The following is a 16,208-nucleotide window of genomic DNA, read 5'->3' on the forward strand; positions in this document are numbered from 1 at the left end:
GAAATTATTTTTAATATTGCATTTTCCGATATTCTGTCGGTAAAACCTGCGTCACATCCTTGAATGCCTTAGAGAACTTCCCTTGGGTCTCATACCCTACCTGAGCGGCCATATCGGCAATGGTGGCATCGGTCTCCCGAAGTAGCTTCATGGCTTGGTGTACCCGGATACTCCTTCATATAGGTGGCAATGGGCAAACCGTAAACTGCTTTGAACACTTCTTTCAGCGTAGAAGTATTGATGAGATACGCTTTTTTGTACTCTAGCCTGGCAGGCTGCACAAGTCATGCCTGTGACATTGTACTTTTCCTGCATTTTTTGAAACCTCCTTTGCCGGAAAATAGGACACCCATACGGGGTGTCGATCTTTCTGGTTTCCAGTATAGTCCGGCAAAAGAGGCTTGTATCGTCCATTCAGAAATCCTTTTTGCCCAAATGGAAGAGTTTTTCCGTGTAACGATCCAAAATTTCCTGCAAGGTGATGCTACGCATAGACTCCTCTGCTCTGGCCTGTATCAAGTCGTAACAGTCCCGCAGAACCAGTTGAATATTTACTCCTACACCACAGGCGGGGTTGGTATGGGTATCCTGGTGAAGCAGTGGCTTGTCACCCTCTACTGCCCGATAAGCATCCAGCAGTGTAATCTGGCAAGGCTCTTTGGCAAGAGCAGGGCGCGGGTGTCCCTTCACGCTGGTGAGCAGCCCGCCTTTCCGCAAGGCAGACATGAGCTGGCGCACATAGGCCGGGTTAGTTTGGACACTCTCCGCCAATTTATCGCTGGTTAGTTCACAGTCTGGATGCAAGGCGATGAAAGCCAAAATATGAACGGCGTCACTGAGTTTAGTAGTGTATTTCATTCTATGATCCCCATTTCCCTTTGATGTTAGTTTTATTATAACAGCATATTGACACTGACGCAAGCTTGTGCTAAGATAAATTGAAGTAAAAATAAAAATAACACCAACTTGAAAGGAATGGAGACAATGAACTTCTATGATGATCTGGTCATGCAGACCCAGATGAATTATTCCAGGCACTATCCTATCTATGCTTCCGGCGGTACGCCTTATCAGCTGACTGACAAAAAGCCGCTGCCGTATAGCGAACAGATCCATCGTTTGGTACAGGAGGTAAAGGAAGCTGACTGTGTGGTAGTGGGCGGGGCCTCCGGCCTGTCCGCTGCCGGTGGCGGAGATTTTTACTACGAGGACAACGACTCCTACCGCAAATACTTCCGCCCTTTTGCCGAGAAGTACCACTTCAAAGGTGCTTTTGCAGGGATGATGCACCCCTGGAAGACAAGGGAAGACTATTGGGGGTATCTCGCCACCTTCCTTCACACCACCCAGACCGCACCGGTGCGTCATCCCTATCTGGATTTAGACGCTTTGCTGAAGGGCAAGGACTTCTTCATCCTCACCACCAACCAGGATACCCAGTTCGTCAAACTTTACCCGGAGGAGAAGGTGGCAGAGATCCAGGGGGATCATCGCTTCTTCCAGTGTGCCGCCTGTTGTACCGATGACACTTGGGATGCGGTAAAGCCGGTGGCTGATATGGTAGCCGCTATGGGGGATGACACGAAGATTCCTACGAATCTCATTCCCCGGTGCCCCCACTGCGGCGGTGAGGCATTCCCCTGGGTGCGAGGATATGGGAATTTCCTGCAAGGAAAGAAATATGAAGAACAGTACGAAAAAATTTCTCGCTACATACTGGAACACAAAGACAGCAAAATTCTGTTCCTGGAGCTGGGCGTTGGTCGAATGACTCCCATGTTTATCCAAGAACCTTTCTGGAGCATGACCCTCAGCTTTCCCCATGCTCGGTATATTGCTGTCAACAACAAGTATGACTTCCTGCCCAAGCAGTTGGAGGACAATGGCATGACCATTGTGGCCGACATTGCTCAAGTGCTACGAGATGCACGGGACACCATGGGCAGTGGAGATAACAATCAATGAGGGTTGGAAACAATTCTTGTTGTTGGAACTTGGCGTGGGTGAGATGACACCCAGTATCATCAAACTGCCCTTCTGGGAACTTACTGTCAAAAACGAAAACGTCTTTTATGCATGTCTTAATCGAGAGGCAGCTCATAGGCCAGAGCATCTGCGGGGACGCAGCCTGTATCTGCAAGGAGATTTGGCGGAAACTCTAGCTGCCCTCCGGCAGATGCGATCCATTGCAGCAACCATAAAATAGAAAGGAGCGAACGAATATGATTGATTGGAACCCTATTGCGGAAAAATTCAGAGAAGCGGACGCTATCCTGATCGGGGCCAGTAACGGCCTGTCCATCACCGAAGGATTGCATTTGTTCGCAGATAATGCAGCCTTTGATGACTTGTTTGGAGATTTCAAACAAAAATACGGTTTACATTGTATTTTGCAGGGCATGATGGCCGGATGGCCCAGCGAGGAGGAAAAATGGATCTTCTGGGCCCGGCTCATCCATCATTACTGCGGGCAGTACCAGCCTACGCCGGTGATGAACGATTTGAAGGCCATTGTGGGAGAGAAAGATTACTTTGTCGTCACATCAAACGGAGAAGGTCACTTTGAACTGTGTGGCTTCGATCCGACGAAAATCTATGAGGTCGAGGGCAACTGGTTTACGATGCAATGTGCCCGTCCCTGCCACGACACGCGCTATCCCAGTTTGAAACTGGCGGAAAAATTGGCGGTGGCTGAGCAAGACGGCCGCATCCCCACAGAGTTGGTGCCGCGTTGTCCCAAGTGCGGAGGTCCCATGGACATCCACATGGGCGCGGGTCAGAGAATGATTCCGGATACCGCTGCTCAGGCACGGTTCCAAAACTTTCTGAAAACCTACCACGGAAAGAAACTGGTGGTTCTGGAGCTGGGCATTGGCTGGCGCAATCAGCTGATCAAGGCTCCATTGATGAGGCTGGTGGCAAACGAACCCAATGCCACCTATGTGACCATCAATCTGGGTGAGGTCTACATTGCGGACAATATTAAAGAAAAGTCCTTCGGTCTGGACGGTCGCTTGGACGAATTGCTCCCTGCTCTGCGGAAAGCGTGCGGTATATGACGATTCCAAAAGCTATTCAAGGTGACTATCATTACTGGCACAATTTTCTGGATATCCTGCACATCTGTCAGGTGGACAAGTTCCTGGGCGATGAGGACAAGAAGGGCCTGTATGCTTGGAACGGCTTCGGGAAAGTTGCACCTGCGGCAGAAGGCTAAATCTTAAAACGGTAAGGAGGCATCAGCGGTGGCTGTTTGTATTAAAGACTGTATTCAGAACATGAATCTGGTGATTGGCTGTACGATCGGTTGCAGCTACTGCTACGCCAGAAATAATGTCCGCCGGTTTCACATGATCGACGACTTTGAAAAGCCAGAGTTTTTTCCCAATAAGCTGCGGCTGATGGAGAAAAAGCGCCCACAGAATTTTCTGCTCACCGGCATGAGCGATTTTTCCCACTGGAAGACAGAGTGGCGGGAACAGATATTTGACAAGATGACTGAGAATCCGCAGCACCAATATCTGTTTTTGACCAAGCGACCGGAGGATATTGTGTTTTCCACTACCCTGGAGAATGCTTGGTTTGGTGTATCTGTTACCTCCAGCAAAGAGAAAAACCGTATCCGGACTTTGCGGGAGCATATCCATGGCGGACACTATCATGTGACCTTTGAACCTATGTTTGATGAGGTTGGCATGGTAGACCTTACCGGAATTGAGTGGATCGTCATTGGGACTGAGACCGGACATAGGAAGGGCAAAGCCGTATCGAAACCGGAATGGGTGTGGAACCTGACACATCAGGCCCATGCGCTTGGCATCCCTGTTATTTATGAAAGAAGATCTGCTACCTATCATGGGAGAGGCACAGATGGTACAAGAATTTCCCCCGGCTTTTTACCGGGTATTGGAGGAACAAAAGACATGGCGGAAGTAAAAGAGAGCGGCATTCTGATTCAGGATGCAGAAACCAAAAATATTATGACAAAATCCACCCTGCCGGTGGGAGGCTATTCCGTCAATCCTTATGTAGGCTGTACCCATGGCTGCAAATACTGCTACGCCTCGTTTATGAAGCGATTTACCGGGCACACCGAACCGTGGGGTACATTCCTGGATGTGAAACATTGGCCAGCAATCAAAAATCCGCAAAAGTACAAAGGGCAGCGCGTAGTTATCGGTTCAGTGACCGATGGATATCTGCCCCAGGAGGCTCAGTTTCAGAACACCCGAAAGCTTCTTGAACAGCTCCGGGGCAGTGAGGCAGAAATTCTCATCTGTACCAAGTCGGATTTGGTAATCCGTGACATCGACCTTCTGAAAAAATTGGGAAAGGTCACGGTCGTTTGGTCGATCAATACATTGGACGAAGGCTTTAAAAATGATATGGACGATGCCGTCAGCATCAAGCGACGGCTGGAGGCCATGAAGCAAATCTATGATGCGGGCATTCGCACCGTTTGCTTTATTGCCCCTGTCTTTCCGGGTATCACGGATTTTGAGGCTATCTTCCATCAGGTTAGAAATCAATGCGACCTGATATGGTTAGAAAATCTAAACCTGCGAGGCGGATTCAAAAAAGACATCATGGACTATATTTGTAAAAAATATCCTGACTTGGTTCCGCTGTACGACGCTATCTACAATAAGGGAGACAGAAGCTACTTCCGTGGTTTGGAGGATCAAGCGGAACGGCTGGCACAAGAAAACAGCTGTCCCTTCGTGGACAACGAGCTGCCCTACGGCCGGGCAGAGCCTGGGCACCCGGTCATTGTGAATTACTTTTACCATGAGGAAGTTCGTGGCTCGGAAAACACCGGGCGACGCAACCCAAAAAAATAATTTGTGAAATAAAAAGGTTCTGACATGGAGCTGTGCTTCAATGTTAGAACCTTTTTTAGCACTGTTTACCCATTCAGAGGTTTTCTTATAAGGAAAGTACAGCCCACTCGTCTACGCCTTTATGGAGAGTGGGCTGTGTGTTATCTATTCAGTATGTATGAATTTTTTCTCTTCATCGGAGGTTTGTACTCCACTCCAGTCGATTGTAATACGTTCTTGAGATGCATCGCTTAAACAGTTTTGCTTAACAAGCGTTACTCAAGTTCTTCTAGATATTTTGATTATTCATATTATCATAGCTATACAGCGGATGATTATCAAAATCTTATCAGCGGTGATAAATTCTATTAGGAGAGGAAGCAACACATCACTGGGGCTATCTTGCCGTCGCAGCATCGTTCTTGGACAGCAGATACACACAATATTGGTTCATGCTGATGCCCTCCCGCTTGGCGTGTTCGGTCAGGGACTTGTGCAGGCTTTTGGGAATTCTCAGCTTGAACTGGCCGGAATAGCTTTCCAGATCGTCTGGCTCCCGGATGGGGATACCATCCTCTAGGGCAGCCTCCAGCCAGGCCCGTTTGGCATCCTGGGCGTTGGCTACTGCGGATTCCACTGTTTCCCCACAGGTGATACACCCAGGCAGGTCCGGGTAGGACACCACAAAGCCGCCCTCGTCATGATCTTCTACAATCTCCATGCGGTAAGGCAGGGTAAGATATTCATTCAGTGTTTTCATTGACACCCTCACTTTCCACAACTTGTTTGACCATTTCTACATAAGCCTTTTGGATTTGTTCGTACTTTGGCATGGTAATCGGCTGACATCTAGGCTTTCAAAACGTATAATGCCTGCTGCCGCCTCTGGGAGCGTTCATTACATACCCAAAGGACTCCAAAACTTTTCGCAACTCCTCAAACCGGAGGCCTTTGCTCAGGGAACAGATTCTTTCCAGTAGCTTATCCCATTTTGACATTGCAATCCCTCCTGTCCCCTATATTATATGTGGTGTTATATATGGTGTCAAGTGCTTTTTAGAAAAAGCAATTCATATCATTCAATTTTTTGAAATAAGCTTTGTATTTTCATATCAGTGTGTTATCATGTTCGCCAACCGGAAAGAAGGTTGATCCCTTGCATTAGGTTTCCCGGGAGGCTGGAACGGCATCCACACCTTCCCGGTGCGCATACCATCCCAGCCTCCCGGGAAATCGGTAGCCGAGGGGCGGTTAAGCCGCCCCCTGTAATAGATTTCTACCAGAGCTGTAATCAATTTTGCGTGTATCTGTGCCGTAATTAATTTTGCGCATAACTCTTGACACTACCGCAATTTACAATCTAGTTTTGCATATTTCTCATCATAATCCGAGCAGAAAAACACTTGATAATACCCCAAAGGCACTTTCTGATTCTGTGTCAAAAGGCTTCCGGCTACCATGCAGATCAAGGATACAATCCAAGCGGGAATAAAGGCGTTTACGCCACCCATGGCAACGCCCCACCAGGCTTTGGTGTAAGGGATAATACTGGACAGAAAATAACAGACAATATACGTTCCATAACCACCAATCGTGGAGAGGATCATACCGGTTTTTGTGGCCTTTTTCCAATAAAATCCTAAGAGGATTGGCCAATACCAGCCGCCGCCAATGCTGCCGAGAGCAAAGTTAATCATGTACTGTGTAATGTCTGTAGGCTTCAGAGCAACCAGCACACCAATCACACCGACGCCAATAATGACGCCATAATTGATTCTGCTCTGCGTTTTTTCAGGAACTTCCTTCATGAGGCAGTCGACGATGAAATCCTTTGCCAGAATAGCACCGGCAGAGATGCATATACCGGCAATGGAGGATTGAACAGCAGCGAACACACCAGAGAAGATAATGCCGCCCACCCAGGAAGGAAGCAGATTAGTGGCCACAAACATAGAGGTGTAGTCAGCAACAGCAATATTCGGATTGATTGCACGGACCAGTGGACCAATCATGCACATCAGGCCGTTGACAATAAAGAAAGTTAATGTGGCGATCAAAATCCCCAGCTTCAGCTTTTTGTGGTCGTTATATGTCATGGAAACAGACAAGGAATGAGGCATGACACCAACACCAACGCCGAAAAAGAGGGACAGGCCCAGGATATTCCAAAAGGAACCGGAGGACTGCGCTTGGAGAATTGTTGGGAAGGTAACGGCAAGGCTCTGCATAGCCTGGGTGACGCCTCCATACATTTGGGTGTTTTTAAATATCAAAACGCCAATGATAGAAAACGTGGCCGCTAGCATAACTACACCCTGAATAACTGCTACCTTTGCCAGAGATTTTACACCGCCTGAAACCGTGTAAACAACAGAGATAATAATCACCAGGAACAAACCGAGATAGTAGCTGTTGCTGCCAGTGACGGCCGCAAAGATTTTGGCACCGGCGGAAATTTGACCGCATCCAAAAAACACCAGGCCCAACGCGCCCGTGACTGCCAGCGCGCCCACAACACCCTTGGACTGAAAACGGAGGCGCAGCAGCTGCAAATAGGAAACTGCGCCGGTCCGTTCACGCAGAATAGCAATTTTCCGTCCAACAGCACCAAGACAGTAGGCGGAGGTCAGAAATCCGCTGTAATAAATCAGAGGGGAAGCAAATCCGACCGCGTAGCTGAGGCCGGGAGCCGCAACCATGGAACCGCCGGACATTGCGTTTGTCGCGGCAATCATGGCGATGGAAAATGCACCGATGTTGCCGCCTCCTGTAAGGAAGGACGCGAGGTTGTCGGAGCCACCCTTCCGGGCCTGTGCTTTTACATAGAATCCGAATCCGACGATGATAATTGAATACACCGAAAAGATTAGCAGCATGGTGACCGAAGTAGAGCGGGCAATGGTAAAGCCGCCAAGATCCTGTGCCATTATTTCTCCCCCTTTCTATTAGCTCTTGCTGTCAGCGGAAATTCGTCCCATTTACAGATATGAACGATGCCAATGATGGTCATGATGGTGTAGATAATTGTCGCACCGGAAAACCAGAGAGGAAACCCCAAAAAGTATGTCATCTGTGTGGGATCGCCCGTCCCGAAATAAAACATCCAGCAGGTGCCAATTATAGATGCGACAATGCCAAGAATGTGCAGAAACAAAGCGCTCTTTTTGCTTGCTTCAAAGCGCGGATCATAATCAGTGATGGCCGCAGTGTCATAATCACAGCGGTCCAAATCGTGATTGCTATTCACGTTCAATACGCTCCTCTCTAAAATTGTCTATGTGGAATCAGAATTTGCCCGTTTTCGCGTAACGATTCAACTCTTCGGCGTTTCTGCCGCTGATGCCGAGTACTTCGGCAGTTCTGCCGTTTTTGAACCAATCTGTGTCATGGGCGACACCGACCAGAGTGATCACAGCATCCATGATGGGCGTTTCAATGCCCAGCTGATCCGCGATAGAGGCCCAGCAGACCAGAGCGATTGGGATATCTTCCGTCAGATAGCGGTAGTTGATATCATTGGGGCCGGCAATCGAGGTGAGGTTGTGGCAACCGTGGCCCATAGCATACAGTGGCACCCAGGAATCGACCTTATCGACGCCAGCAAAATCCTCCAGAGCATGGATATCATAGCCGAGCGCCTTACCAATTTTTAGCCGCTCCTTGTTAAGGAGAACGTCAATTTTCAGACCGGAGGGTTGGAATCCGTGCTCGTACAAAAAGAAGTTGACATCTGGCTTTTCGATGTTGCTGAGGTTGACAAGGCAAGGACCAGGGTGTACAGTAGGATTAATCAAGCTTAGACCGCACTCAAGAACATCGCTGTAGAGACCGGGGAAATCATAGACATCCTTGCGAATCTGATCGTAGTATTTCTCTGCGGCGGCGGCGGGGAAAAACGCGATAGGTGCTAGATGACGCTCAAACATACGAACCTTGCCTGGTTCTACCCGTCTGGTGCTGAAAGGCGGGATCGTAGATTCCACAAAGATGGGGCAAGTAGGGTCATCGCCCCATACGTTCTTGTAAATCAGAGAGGCCATACAGCCGTTGAAGGTAATCACGATCTGCTCAGCTGTGGTATGCCCCTTCAGGATTTTGGCAAATTCCTCATGACGATTGCCAGGGACACAGACGATGATATAGTCTGCACCCTTTACAGCCTCGTCAATGTTGGAAGTCACCACATCGATCTTTTCTTTTGCGTTAAATTCGCCGACGCATTCGATCTCATGAGAAATCGCGATGGTCTGGAATCTGGAGAACAGATAGTCAGGCGCAAACAGCCGGACTTCCTGACCCTTGGCTTTCATATCGACAGCAATTGTCTGGGCTACATTTCCAGTTCCTAATACAGCAATGGTTTTCATGGTGTACCCTCCTGTTGAATCCCGTAGTTACGGGTATTCATTATAACGAATTTGCGTCCGCTATAGCGTATATACATAATGCATCATTTCAGCCGCTCTGTCAATAACGCAATTTTACAAATTTTTCTTCAGGAATTTAGTGGTATTGCCACCTTGACATATCCTTAGATACGCTGTTAAAATAAAAAAATGTGCTTATCCGAAATGGATGGACTATATTATATCTGTCTGCAGTGGCATAACAGGAGGCGGAATTCATGGGCGAGCAATTGAAAATCGGCGAAAATTTGAAAAACATCCGGAAGAGCATGGGGCTCAGCCTTGATGCGGTTTCCTCCATGACTGGTGTTAGCAAAACCATGCTGAGCCAGATCGAACGATCTGAGTCTGTTCCGACACTGGCTACGGTTTCGAAAATCGCAAACGGATTAAAAATACGATTCGACAATCTTCTGACGAGTCCTCAATCTCTGTATTGCGATATCAAGTATATTGAGAACATCTCTCCGGTTGTTGACAACGACGGAAAAATCTTGTTTTACTGTATTTTTCCATTTACACCTACAACAGGCTTTGAAATTTTCTATTGTGTTCTCAAGCCTGGATGCAATCATGTGTCGCAGACTCACAAGAACGGGCGGACAGAGTACGTGATGGTCGCTGATGGGGAAGTCGAGGTCGCTGTTGGTGACAATATTTACCAGCTAAAAAGAGGGGCTTCCATTGCGTTTGACGCAAGTGCGGAGCATAAATATATCAACAACGGCATAGAAGATGCAAATATGTATTTTGTACTTAGCTACAAATGATTTAGGAATCCTCTGAATATATCGCCCCATATTCTGCTTAATGGGAAAATTTCACAAATTTTATTTTGTCGTTCTCCTCAAATTCTGTGTGTTCTTCTTCGCCAGCTCGCTGGCAGCTTGCCGTCTCTTTTCACTGTAAGGTGCCGTCAAGCGGATACCAAAACGGCCTTTTCTGTCCGCGAACTGCTTCATCTTCCCCACAATCTCATAGTCGTTGGCGTAACTGTAGGCATCCGTACTGACCTCCCGAATCTTCTGTAAGGTATCAATGATAATCAGGCGGGTATCGGGATGCTCCCGGATAAATTTTTCCAACTGTTCGTCCAGTCCCGCCCCCAGGTGCTTAGCACAGATCGCAAAGCGGAGTTTATCCGTTCCCTCCACACCAAACATTCGGGACATTCGTTCCTGCAACCGCTGGTAATCATCTTCCAGAGCCAGATACAAAACCGTTCCCTGGTGGACTTCATATTTCCAAAGCTTTTGTCCCGTACTGACATGGTAGGCCAGCTGCGCCATGAAGAAGGATTTGCCAACCTTTGGCGCACCGGCGAACAGATATGTCCCCGCATAGAGCAGGCCGTCAATAACCGCCTGCTTGCCCTCATAAACTGTCTCATACAGCTCATTCATAGAAACCGTATGCAGATAGGCCGGGTCCTGCATTCGCTGCATCTGGAGGAAAAATTTTTCTTGAGAAATGTCCTCCAGGTCATTGATTTCCGGTGTTTCACCTGCTATAATCTGAGTAGTTTGTGATTGGATTGACTGCCCTGCATCTGCGCCAACAGATGTGCCAAGGGCGGTCTTTTCTTTTTCGTCAATCATCCGCATTGTCCCCCTTTATTCCGTTCATGGTAGCAGCAATGAGGCCAATGGTACGAAGCAGTTCTTCAGCAACACAATCTCCTGCTGCAATTCGTTCCAGTTCCATAAGAATTGCTGCCAGTTGGTTTTTGAGCGCCTTGTAAACCCTGGAATTTGGCTGTACCACGACCTCGCGCCCCATACACTTGCGATAGCAATATTCCTGTTTGGGAAGTCCCGACAAAGCAACCGCTCTGTTCAGTTCCTCGTTTTCTTCCGGCGATACCCGGAATCCCACAGTGATACTGCGGAATCGGTTGTGCTTGTCTACATTCTTTGCTGACATCAATATCACGCTCCTTTGTTAATATCGTCCAGTTTGCTTGCCATCTCTTTTTGCTTGGAGGGAAATAGATGGGCATACCGATAAGTGATTTCAATACTTTCATGCCCTACCCGATCAGCAATAGCCACAGCAGAAAACCCCATGTCGATTAACAGGCTGATATGGCTGTGTCTCAAATCATGGATTCTAATCCGCTTAACACCTGCTGTCTTGGCACCTCTGTCCATTTCGTGGTGGAGATAGCTCTTGGTCACGGTAAAAATACGGTCCTTCTTTTTTAGGCCATACTGCATTTTGAAGAATTCCTGCATTTGTGTGCATAGAAACTCTGGCATCTGAATTGTACGGTTACTTTTCTTGGTTTTCGGTGAAGTTATGATGTCTTCGCCCTTGAAGCGCTGATACGTTTTGCTGATTTTTACCGTACCATGTTCAAAATCAAAATCAGCCGGTGTCAGCGCCAGCAACTCACCTTCCCGGATACCTGTCCAGTAAAGCATTTGAAATGCGTAGTAAGAAACAGGCTTGTCCATCATTACCTCTGAAAATTTCTGGTACTCCTCCTTCGTCCAGAACAACATCTCCCTACGTTCCTCATTTCCCATATTTCCGGCTTTGGCTGCCGGATTGGAATGCAGATCATAATACCGAACTGCATGGTTGAAAATAGCAGAGAGCTGATTGTGCAGCGATTTGAGGTAGGTCTGCGAATAGGGCTTGCGCTTTTCATCCCGGTAAGCAAGCAACTCATTCTGCCAGGCAATTACATCCTTGGTAGTAATTTCGTTGATCTTGCGCTTTCCGAAATAAGGAAGTATTTTGGTCCTGATGATATGCTCCTTGGTCTGCCAGGTACTTTCTTTCAACCTTGCCCTGAGGTCTGTGGTGTAAATCTCCACAAATGCCTCAAATGTCATGTCCAGGCCCCCGGCACTTTGCTGCTGGAACTTCTGCTCCCATTCCAATGCTTCCCGGCGGGTACTAAACCCTCGTTTACACTTTTGCTTTCGTTCTCCTGTCCAGTCCGTGTACTGCGTAACCACATACCACGAATTGTTTTCTTTGTTCTTATAGGCTGGCATTCAATTCTTTCCTTTCTGCTCCATAGAGCCTTTCGTTGAAATACTGGCGGTTGACTCGCCCTGCGATGGTAATAAACCCTTTTGCTTTCAGTTCTTCGTTCAGCTGGCGAATGATCTTATAGGCATAAGGCTTCGACACATCTAGTTCCTTTGCGACTTCCTCTACTCGTATGAATTTGTTTTCCATGGCGCTCACCTCCTTTCAGTGTATAGTTGTCTTCTTTCGTGTCGGAATACTTGCTGGCCGCCATCCGATTTGCCCGGGCGGACAGCATTAAACATATTTGCTTAATGCTGCTTCTGTATTATACTAAGCAAATACAGTTATGTCAAGAGGCTTGAGGGAAAATATTAAGCAAAATTATTTAATATATCTTGACATGGCCTAAACATATATGCTATGCTAGCGAAGCAAACCTACATAGGAGTGATTGACTATGGCAATCGGTGAAAGAATTCGTTTTATGCGCAATCTTAGGGGCATGACCCAGCGTTGGCTCGGGCAGGCTGTGGGATTTCCTGCAAAGACCGCAGATATTCGTATGGCTCAATATGAGTCTGGCACCAGAACTCCCAAAGAGGATCTGGTGAACGCACTCGCAAATGTTTTGGAAGTTTCCCCGCTGGCGTTGAAAATTCCTGACATAGACAGTGATCTCGGTTTTATCCACACGCTTTTCGCCATCGAGGATATTCATGGAGCAAGAGCGGAAAGACAGGGAGACGAGGTTCACATCATTTTCGATGGCTGCAAGCGGAATATGGATGCGTCTGTTTACGAAATGCTGTCTGCCTGGGCTGAACAGTCTGAAAAGTTCAGAAACGGTGAGATCAGCAAAGAGCAGTACGACCATTGGCGTTACACGTTCCCCGCAGAGGACACCACACAAATCTGGGGAAAAGTACCCTCGCAGGAATTTAGCGATGCATTCGTGAAGTCGCTGAAAAAGTATATTAACGATTAAAATTGGACGAAAAAAGCCCGTACTGACCATCCGATCAGTACGGGCTTAAATGCTAATATGAATCCTTGTGAGGCGTGGGAAATTATCCCTTACCCACAAACCACTTGCAATGCAGAATAATCGCACCTCAGTGGAATCTTATCAAAACCTTATCAGAGGTGGTTTAAGGCATTCAAAAAACTGTTGGTATGTCTACACTTTTTCGGTTTTGGCCTATCATTCCCACTCAATAATGTGTTCCTTCTTTACCAATGACTATAGGGTACTTTTGAGAATAATGATTTCCCAAAATATCTCCATAAGTCAAATTTAAAACATACTTACCAAAGAGCGTCTCTTCAGAATCGTTAGAGAAAATTGCACAATAGGCAACTTGTCCAACTTTGAATGTATAGAGATTAACACCTCGATGTTTTGTGTTTTCTTGGTAAAATCCGATAAACATATTGGTGGCTGTTCCACTTCCAACATTTTCAATCTTTAGTGGAAGATAAATATAATGGCCACTATCTAAAACATACTTGTGATCTCCCGTATCTCTTAGATACAGCCCATAGGTTTCTACAATCTTTTTTTGCTCATCAGATAGTTCTCGTTTGAATAAAATCTGTTGATTTTCAATGACAACATGGACTTTGTCAAGGATATACTCTTCATATGAAGACTGATTATCAGCATTAGAAGCGGCAATGTCCGGGTTGCTGCTAAACAGTTGGACTTTACAAGCTGTACGATAACCCGTTAAGGCAATATATGGTTTAACTCTATTTATTTCATCTTCATGGTAGCTTCTTTGCGCAGCACCTATTGAAACATATACGCCAACAATGGTCGCAACTGCAGCGACCAGTACACCGTAATAGGATAGAGCATCTCCGATTTCCCAGCTAACCTTGAAGATAGGGAACACTGGTGGGCGATAAAAAATCTGATTAATACCTAATGGACCGACAATTGCGAAGAAGAGAAACACGATAATAAAATTAAATGCCTGCTGATGATCCTGAAAAAACTTTTTGAATTGTCGAAATTTTCGTTTTAAAGAAATAAGAAATCCCAATGTACTCAACTCCTTTTTATGGTTTAAGCTACATAAAGTTCATTTTAATAATATCGTAACCGACATGTAAAATCAACCTGTCATATGATGCCGCATTGGAATTTATGCGAGCATTACATTGACATAGTCTGCAAGAAAGCATATAATATAATTGAAATTATCATAATTCAAATTATATTAAGCGAGAGGTGCACGGTATGGACTTCATTGGCAGAACATCCGAACTGGCAACGCTGAATGCGGAGCTAGAGCACGGCAGCGGCTTTGTGGTGATTTACGGCAGGCGGCGTGTTGGAAAAACGACGCTGATCAAAGAGTTTATCAAGGATAAACGTGCGTTTTACTTTCTGGCAACCACAGAAAGTGAAGCCCAGAGCATGAAGCGGTTTGCCGGAGTGCTTTCCCGTACCACAAAGAACCCCATGCTCAGTAAGGTCACATTCACCGACTGGCTGGATTTATTTCAGGTGGTAGCAGACGACCACCCGGATGAAAAAAAGGTGCTTGTCATTGACGAATTTCCGTATCTGGTCAAAACGAACCCGGATTTCCCGTCCATCTTGCAAAACGCATGGGATGAAGTGCTGAAAGACCATAACGTGATGCTGGTTCTCTGCGGTTCCCTCATCAGCATGATGAAAAAACACGCACTTGCCTACGACAGTCCGCTCTATGGCCGTAGAACGGCACAGATTCGGCTGATGCCGCTGCAATTTACGGATGTGTATGCGTCGCAGAACCTGTCGTTTGAGCAGGCTGTGGAGCAGTATGCCATCACGGGCGGCGTACCGAAATATCTGGAGTTTTTCCAGACGGACGAGCCGCTGGTGGAGCAGATTCGGCGTGTGGTACTGTCGAAAAATGGCTTTTTGTATGAAGAACCGGATTTCTTACTCAACGAGGAAGTGCAGACGCCCATCAACTATTTTTCTGTGCTAAAAGCGATTTCGGACGGCAACCACAAGCTGAGCAAGATCGGTATGACGATGGAGCAGGATACATCAGCTATTACGCCGTACCTGAAAATACTGATCGACCTTGGTTTTGTTATCAAGAACGTTCCCATCACCGAAAAGAATCCAGAGCGTTCTCGGAAGAGCCTGTACTATGTTTCGGACAACTTCATCCGCTTCTGGTTCCGCTATGTGTACCCGTTCAAGGGAGAGTTGGAACTGGACAACCAACAGATCGTGCTGGACGAGATGGGCAAAGACTTTAAGCAAAAATTTGTGGCTTTCGCTTATGAGAGCATCTGCCGGAACATCTTTGCGGAGCTGTGCCGAAAGGGGCAGATCGACTTTGCACCCTCACGCATTGGCTCTTACTGGCGCAACGACAACGAGGGAGACACAGAGATCGATGTTGCAGCGGTGGACAACCAGCACAAACGGCTGTTCCTCGGTGAGTGCAAGTACCATGCGAAACCTGTGGATGTGGCGGTCTACTCTGCTTTGCAGGAAAAGGGGCAGTCCAAAGAACTTACAGCGGCGTTTAAGGGCTACGAAATTGTGTACGGGCTGTTCTCCAAGAGCGGCTTTACAGATCGACTGGTGGAGATGGCTGCAGAGAATCCGAACTTGATTTTGATTCAGGAAGACACTGTTTATGAGAACAATATAATTTGAATTATCATAATTAAGATTATATTGTTTGGATATGTCCTGCGTACTATGTTTAGCGAGCAAACATATCCCGTGGAGTGCGGAAACTCGCTATATTTTTGTAAAAAGTATCGACATTGACGAAGAAAGTATCGCTTTCGATATATTGCGTTCCCCAAAAGTATCGACTTTCGATTGAGCGTATGCGCGAAATTGTCATACACTCAATATCGTGTGCAAATATTTTTTCTTTTGCAATGCCACACTAACGGTATATAATACTTTTAGAGGATGGCGGCATTGACCAGCTATCGGTGGCGATGAAGCAACGGACTGGTTCGGCATCAGTCT

18 protein-coding genes and 1 pseudogene are annotated in these 16,208 nt (G+C 46.8%); 8 read left to right on the forward strand and 11 right to left on the reverse strand.

The genetic code is table 11. From position 1 onward, the window contains the following. Positions 1-10: 10 nt before the first annotated feature. Entirely contained in the window at positions 11-151 is a 141-nt protein-coding gene (locus QZL71_RS13265; RefSeq protein ID WP_340138117.1) for a helix-turn-helix domain-containing protein, read from the reverse strand. A 263-nt stretch (positions 152-414) separates the two neighbouring features. Further along, on the reverse strand, positions 415-858 hold the full coding sequence (locus tag QZL71_RS00535; RefSeq protein ID WP_154244511.1) for an Rrf2 family transcriptional regulator: 444 nt from the start codon (positions 856-858) through the stop codon (positions 415-417). A gap of 126 nt (positions 859-984) precedes the next feature. Here QZL71_RS00535 and QZL71_RS00540 point away from each other — a divergent pair, with 126 nt between their 5' ends. From QZL71_RS00540 to QZL71_RS00560, 5 genes and pseudogenes are all read left to right on the forward strand, one after another. After that, positions 985-1,965 (forward strand): NAD-dependent protein deacetylase, encoded by a 981-nt coding sequence (locus QZL71_RS00540; protein ID WP_173012392.1) that lies wholly within the window; start codon positions 985-987, stop codon positions 1,963-1,965. Between the two features lie 257 nt (positions 1,966-2,222). Continuing rightward, positions 2,223-3,059, forward strand: a complete 837-nt coding sequence (locus tag QZL71_RS00545) for an NAD-dependent protein deacetylase, SIR2 family (protein ID WP_154244513.1) — start codon at positions 2,223-2,225, stop codon at positions 3,057-3,059. Next, on the forward strand, positions 3,056-3,217 hold the full coding sequence (locus tag QZL71_RS00550) for a hypothetical protein (protein WP_204987114.1): 162 nt from the start codon (positions 3,056-3,058) through the stop codon (positions 3,215-3,217). Before QZL71_RS00545 ends, QZL71_RS00550 begins: the two co-directional genes overlap by 4 nt. Before the next feature lie 28 nt (positions 3,218-3,245). Then, positions 3,246-3,936: pseudogene (locus QZL71_RS00555) on the forward strand (radical SAM mobile pair protein A). Next, positions 3,924-4,841, forward strand: coding sequence for a radical SAM mobile pair protein B (locus QZL71_RS00560; RefSeq protein WP_294647311.1), 918 nt, complete (start codon positions 3,924-3,926; stop codon positions 4,839-4,841). Before QZL71_RS00555 ends, QZL71_RS00560 begins: the two are co-directional and overlap by 13 nt. A 376-nt stretch (positions 4,842-5,217) precedes the next feature. On the opposite strand, the gene QZL71_RS00565 is transcribed toward QZL71_RS00560, so the two are convergent. The 4 genes from QZL71_RS00565 to QZL71_RS00585 form a co-directional block, all read right to left on the reverse strand. Beyond that, positions 5,218-5,580 (reverse strand): type II toxin-antitoxin system HicB family antitoxin, encoded by a 363-nt coding sequence (locus tag QZL71_RS00565; RefSeq protein ID WP_002566163.1) that lies wholly within the window; start codon positions 5,578-5,580, stop codon positions 5,218-5,220. Between the two features lie 583 nt (positions 5,581-6,163). Continuing rightward, positions 6,164-7,747 carry a sodium:solute symporter family transporter gene (locus QZL71_RS00575; protein WP_002566165.1) on the reverse strand — a complete coding sequence of 528 codons (1,584 nt, stop codon included), beginning with the start codon at positions 7,745-7,747 and terminating at the stop codon, positions 6,164-6,166. Then, complete coding sequence (locus tag QZL71_RS00580) at positions 7,747-8,067, reverse strand: DUF997 family protein (RefSeq protein WP_002566166.1); 321 nt, start codon at positions 8,065-8,067, stop codon at positions 7,747-7,749. Before QZL71_RS00580 ends, QZL71_RS00575 begins: the two co-directional genes overlap by 1 nt. A gap of 37 nt (positions 8,068-8,104) precedes the next feature. Beyond that, entirely contained in the window at positions 8,105-9,187 is a 1,083-nt protein-coding gene (locus QZL71_RS00585; protein ID WP_002566167.1) for an NAD/NADP-dependent octopine/nopaline dehydrogenase family protein, read from the reverse strand. 257 nt (positions 9,188-9,444) lie between these two features. On the opposite strand from QZL71_RS00585, the gene QZL71_RS00590 reads away from it, so the two are divergent. Then, positions 9,445-9,996 carry a helix-turn-helix domain-containing protein gene (locus tag QZL71_RS00590; protein WP_294647313.1) on the forward strand — a complete coding sequence of 184 codons (552 nt, stop codon included), beginning with the start codon at positions 9,445-9,447 and terminating at the stop codon, positions 9,994-9,996. Positions 9,997-10,056: 60 nt separating this feature from the next. Here QZL71_RS00590 and QZL71_RS00595 read toward each other — a convergent pair whose 3' ends face one another. The 4 genes from QZL71_RS00595 to QZL71_RS00610 are packed head-to-tail and all read right to left on the reverse strand — an operon-like array spanning position 10,057 to position 12,418. Next, on the reverse strand, positions 10,057-10,830 hold the full coding sequence (locus QZL71_RS00595) for an AAA family ATPase (protein ID WP_363912575.1): 774 nt from the start codon (positions 10,828-10,830) through the stop codon (positions 10,057-10,059). Next, positions 10,817-11,149, reverse strand: a complete 333-nt coding sequence (locus QZL71_RS00600) for a plasmid mobilization protein (RefSeq protein WP_294647315.1) — start codon at positions 11,147-11,149, stop codon at positions 10,817-10,819. The genes QZL71_RS00595 and QZL71_RS00600 overlap by 14 nt, the downstream gene beginning before the upstream one ends. A gap of 5 nt (positions 11,150-11,154) precedes the next feature. Continuing rightward, positions 11,155-12,231: a site-specific integrase gene (locus tag QZL71_RS00605; RefSeq protein ID WP_294647316.1), complete on the reverse strand. Its 1,077-nt coding sequence runs from the start codon at positions 12,229-12,231 to the stop codon at positions 11,155-11,157. Beyond that, positions 12,218-12,418 carry a helix-turn-helix domain-containing protein gene (locus QZL71_RS00610; protein WP_002566175.1) on the reverse strand — a complete coding sequence of 67 codons (201 nt, stop codon included), beginning with the start codon at positions 12,416-12,418 and terminating at the stop codon, positions 12,218-12,220. The genes QZL71_RS00605 and QZL71_RS00610 overlap by 14 nt, the downstream gene beginning before the upstream one ends. 250 nt (positions 12,419-12,668) lie before the next feature. On the opposite strand from QZL71_RS00610, the gene QZL71_RS00615 reads away from it, so the two are divergent. Then, the gene (locus tag QZL71_RS00615; RefSeq protein WP_002566176.1) at positions 12,669-13,196 is read left to right on the forward strand and encodes a helix-turn-helix domain-containing protein; all 528 of its coding nucleotides are present in this window, start codon (positions 12,669-12,671) and stop codon (positions 13,194-13,196) included. 226 nt (positions 13,197-13,422) lie between these two features. Here the strand turns inward: QZL71_RS00615 and QZL71_RS00620 are convergent, their stop codons facing one another. Then, a complete protein-coding gene (locus QZL71_RS00620) occupies positions 13,423-14,256 on the reverse strand; it encodes a hypothetical protein (protein ID WP_294647318.1) in 834 nt (277 codons plus the stop codon). A 197-nt stretch (positions 14,257-14,453) separates the two neighbouring features. Here QZL71_RS00620 and QZL71_RS00625 point away from each other — a divergent pair, with 197 nt between their 5' ends. Then, a complete protein-coding gene (locus tag QZL71_RS00625; protein ID WP_154244660.1) occupies positions 14,454-15,881 on the forward strand; it encodes an ATP-binding protein in 1,428 nt (475 codons plus the stop codon). The last annotated feature ends 327 nt before the right edge of the window (positions 15,882-16,208 follow it).

The organism is uncultured Faecalibacterium sp. (assembly GCF_900066275.1).
In the GTDB taxonomy this organism is placed as follows: domain Bacteria; phylum Bacillota; class Clostridia; order Oscillospirales; family Ruminococcaceae; genus Faecalibacterium; species Faecalibacterium taiwanense.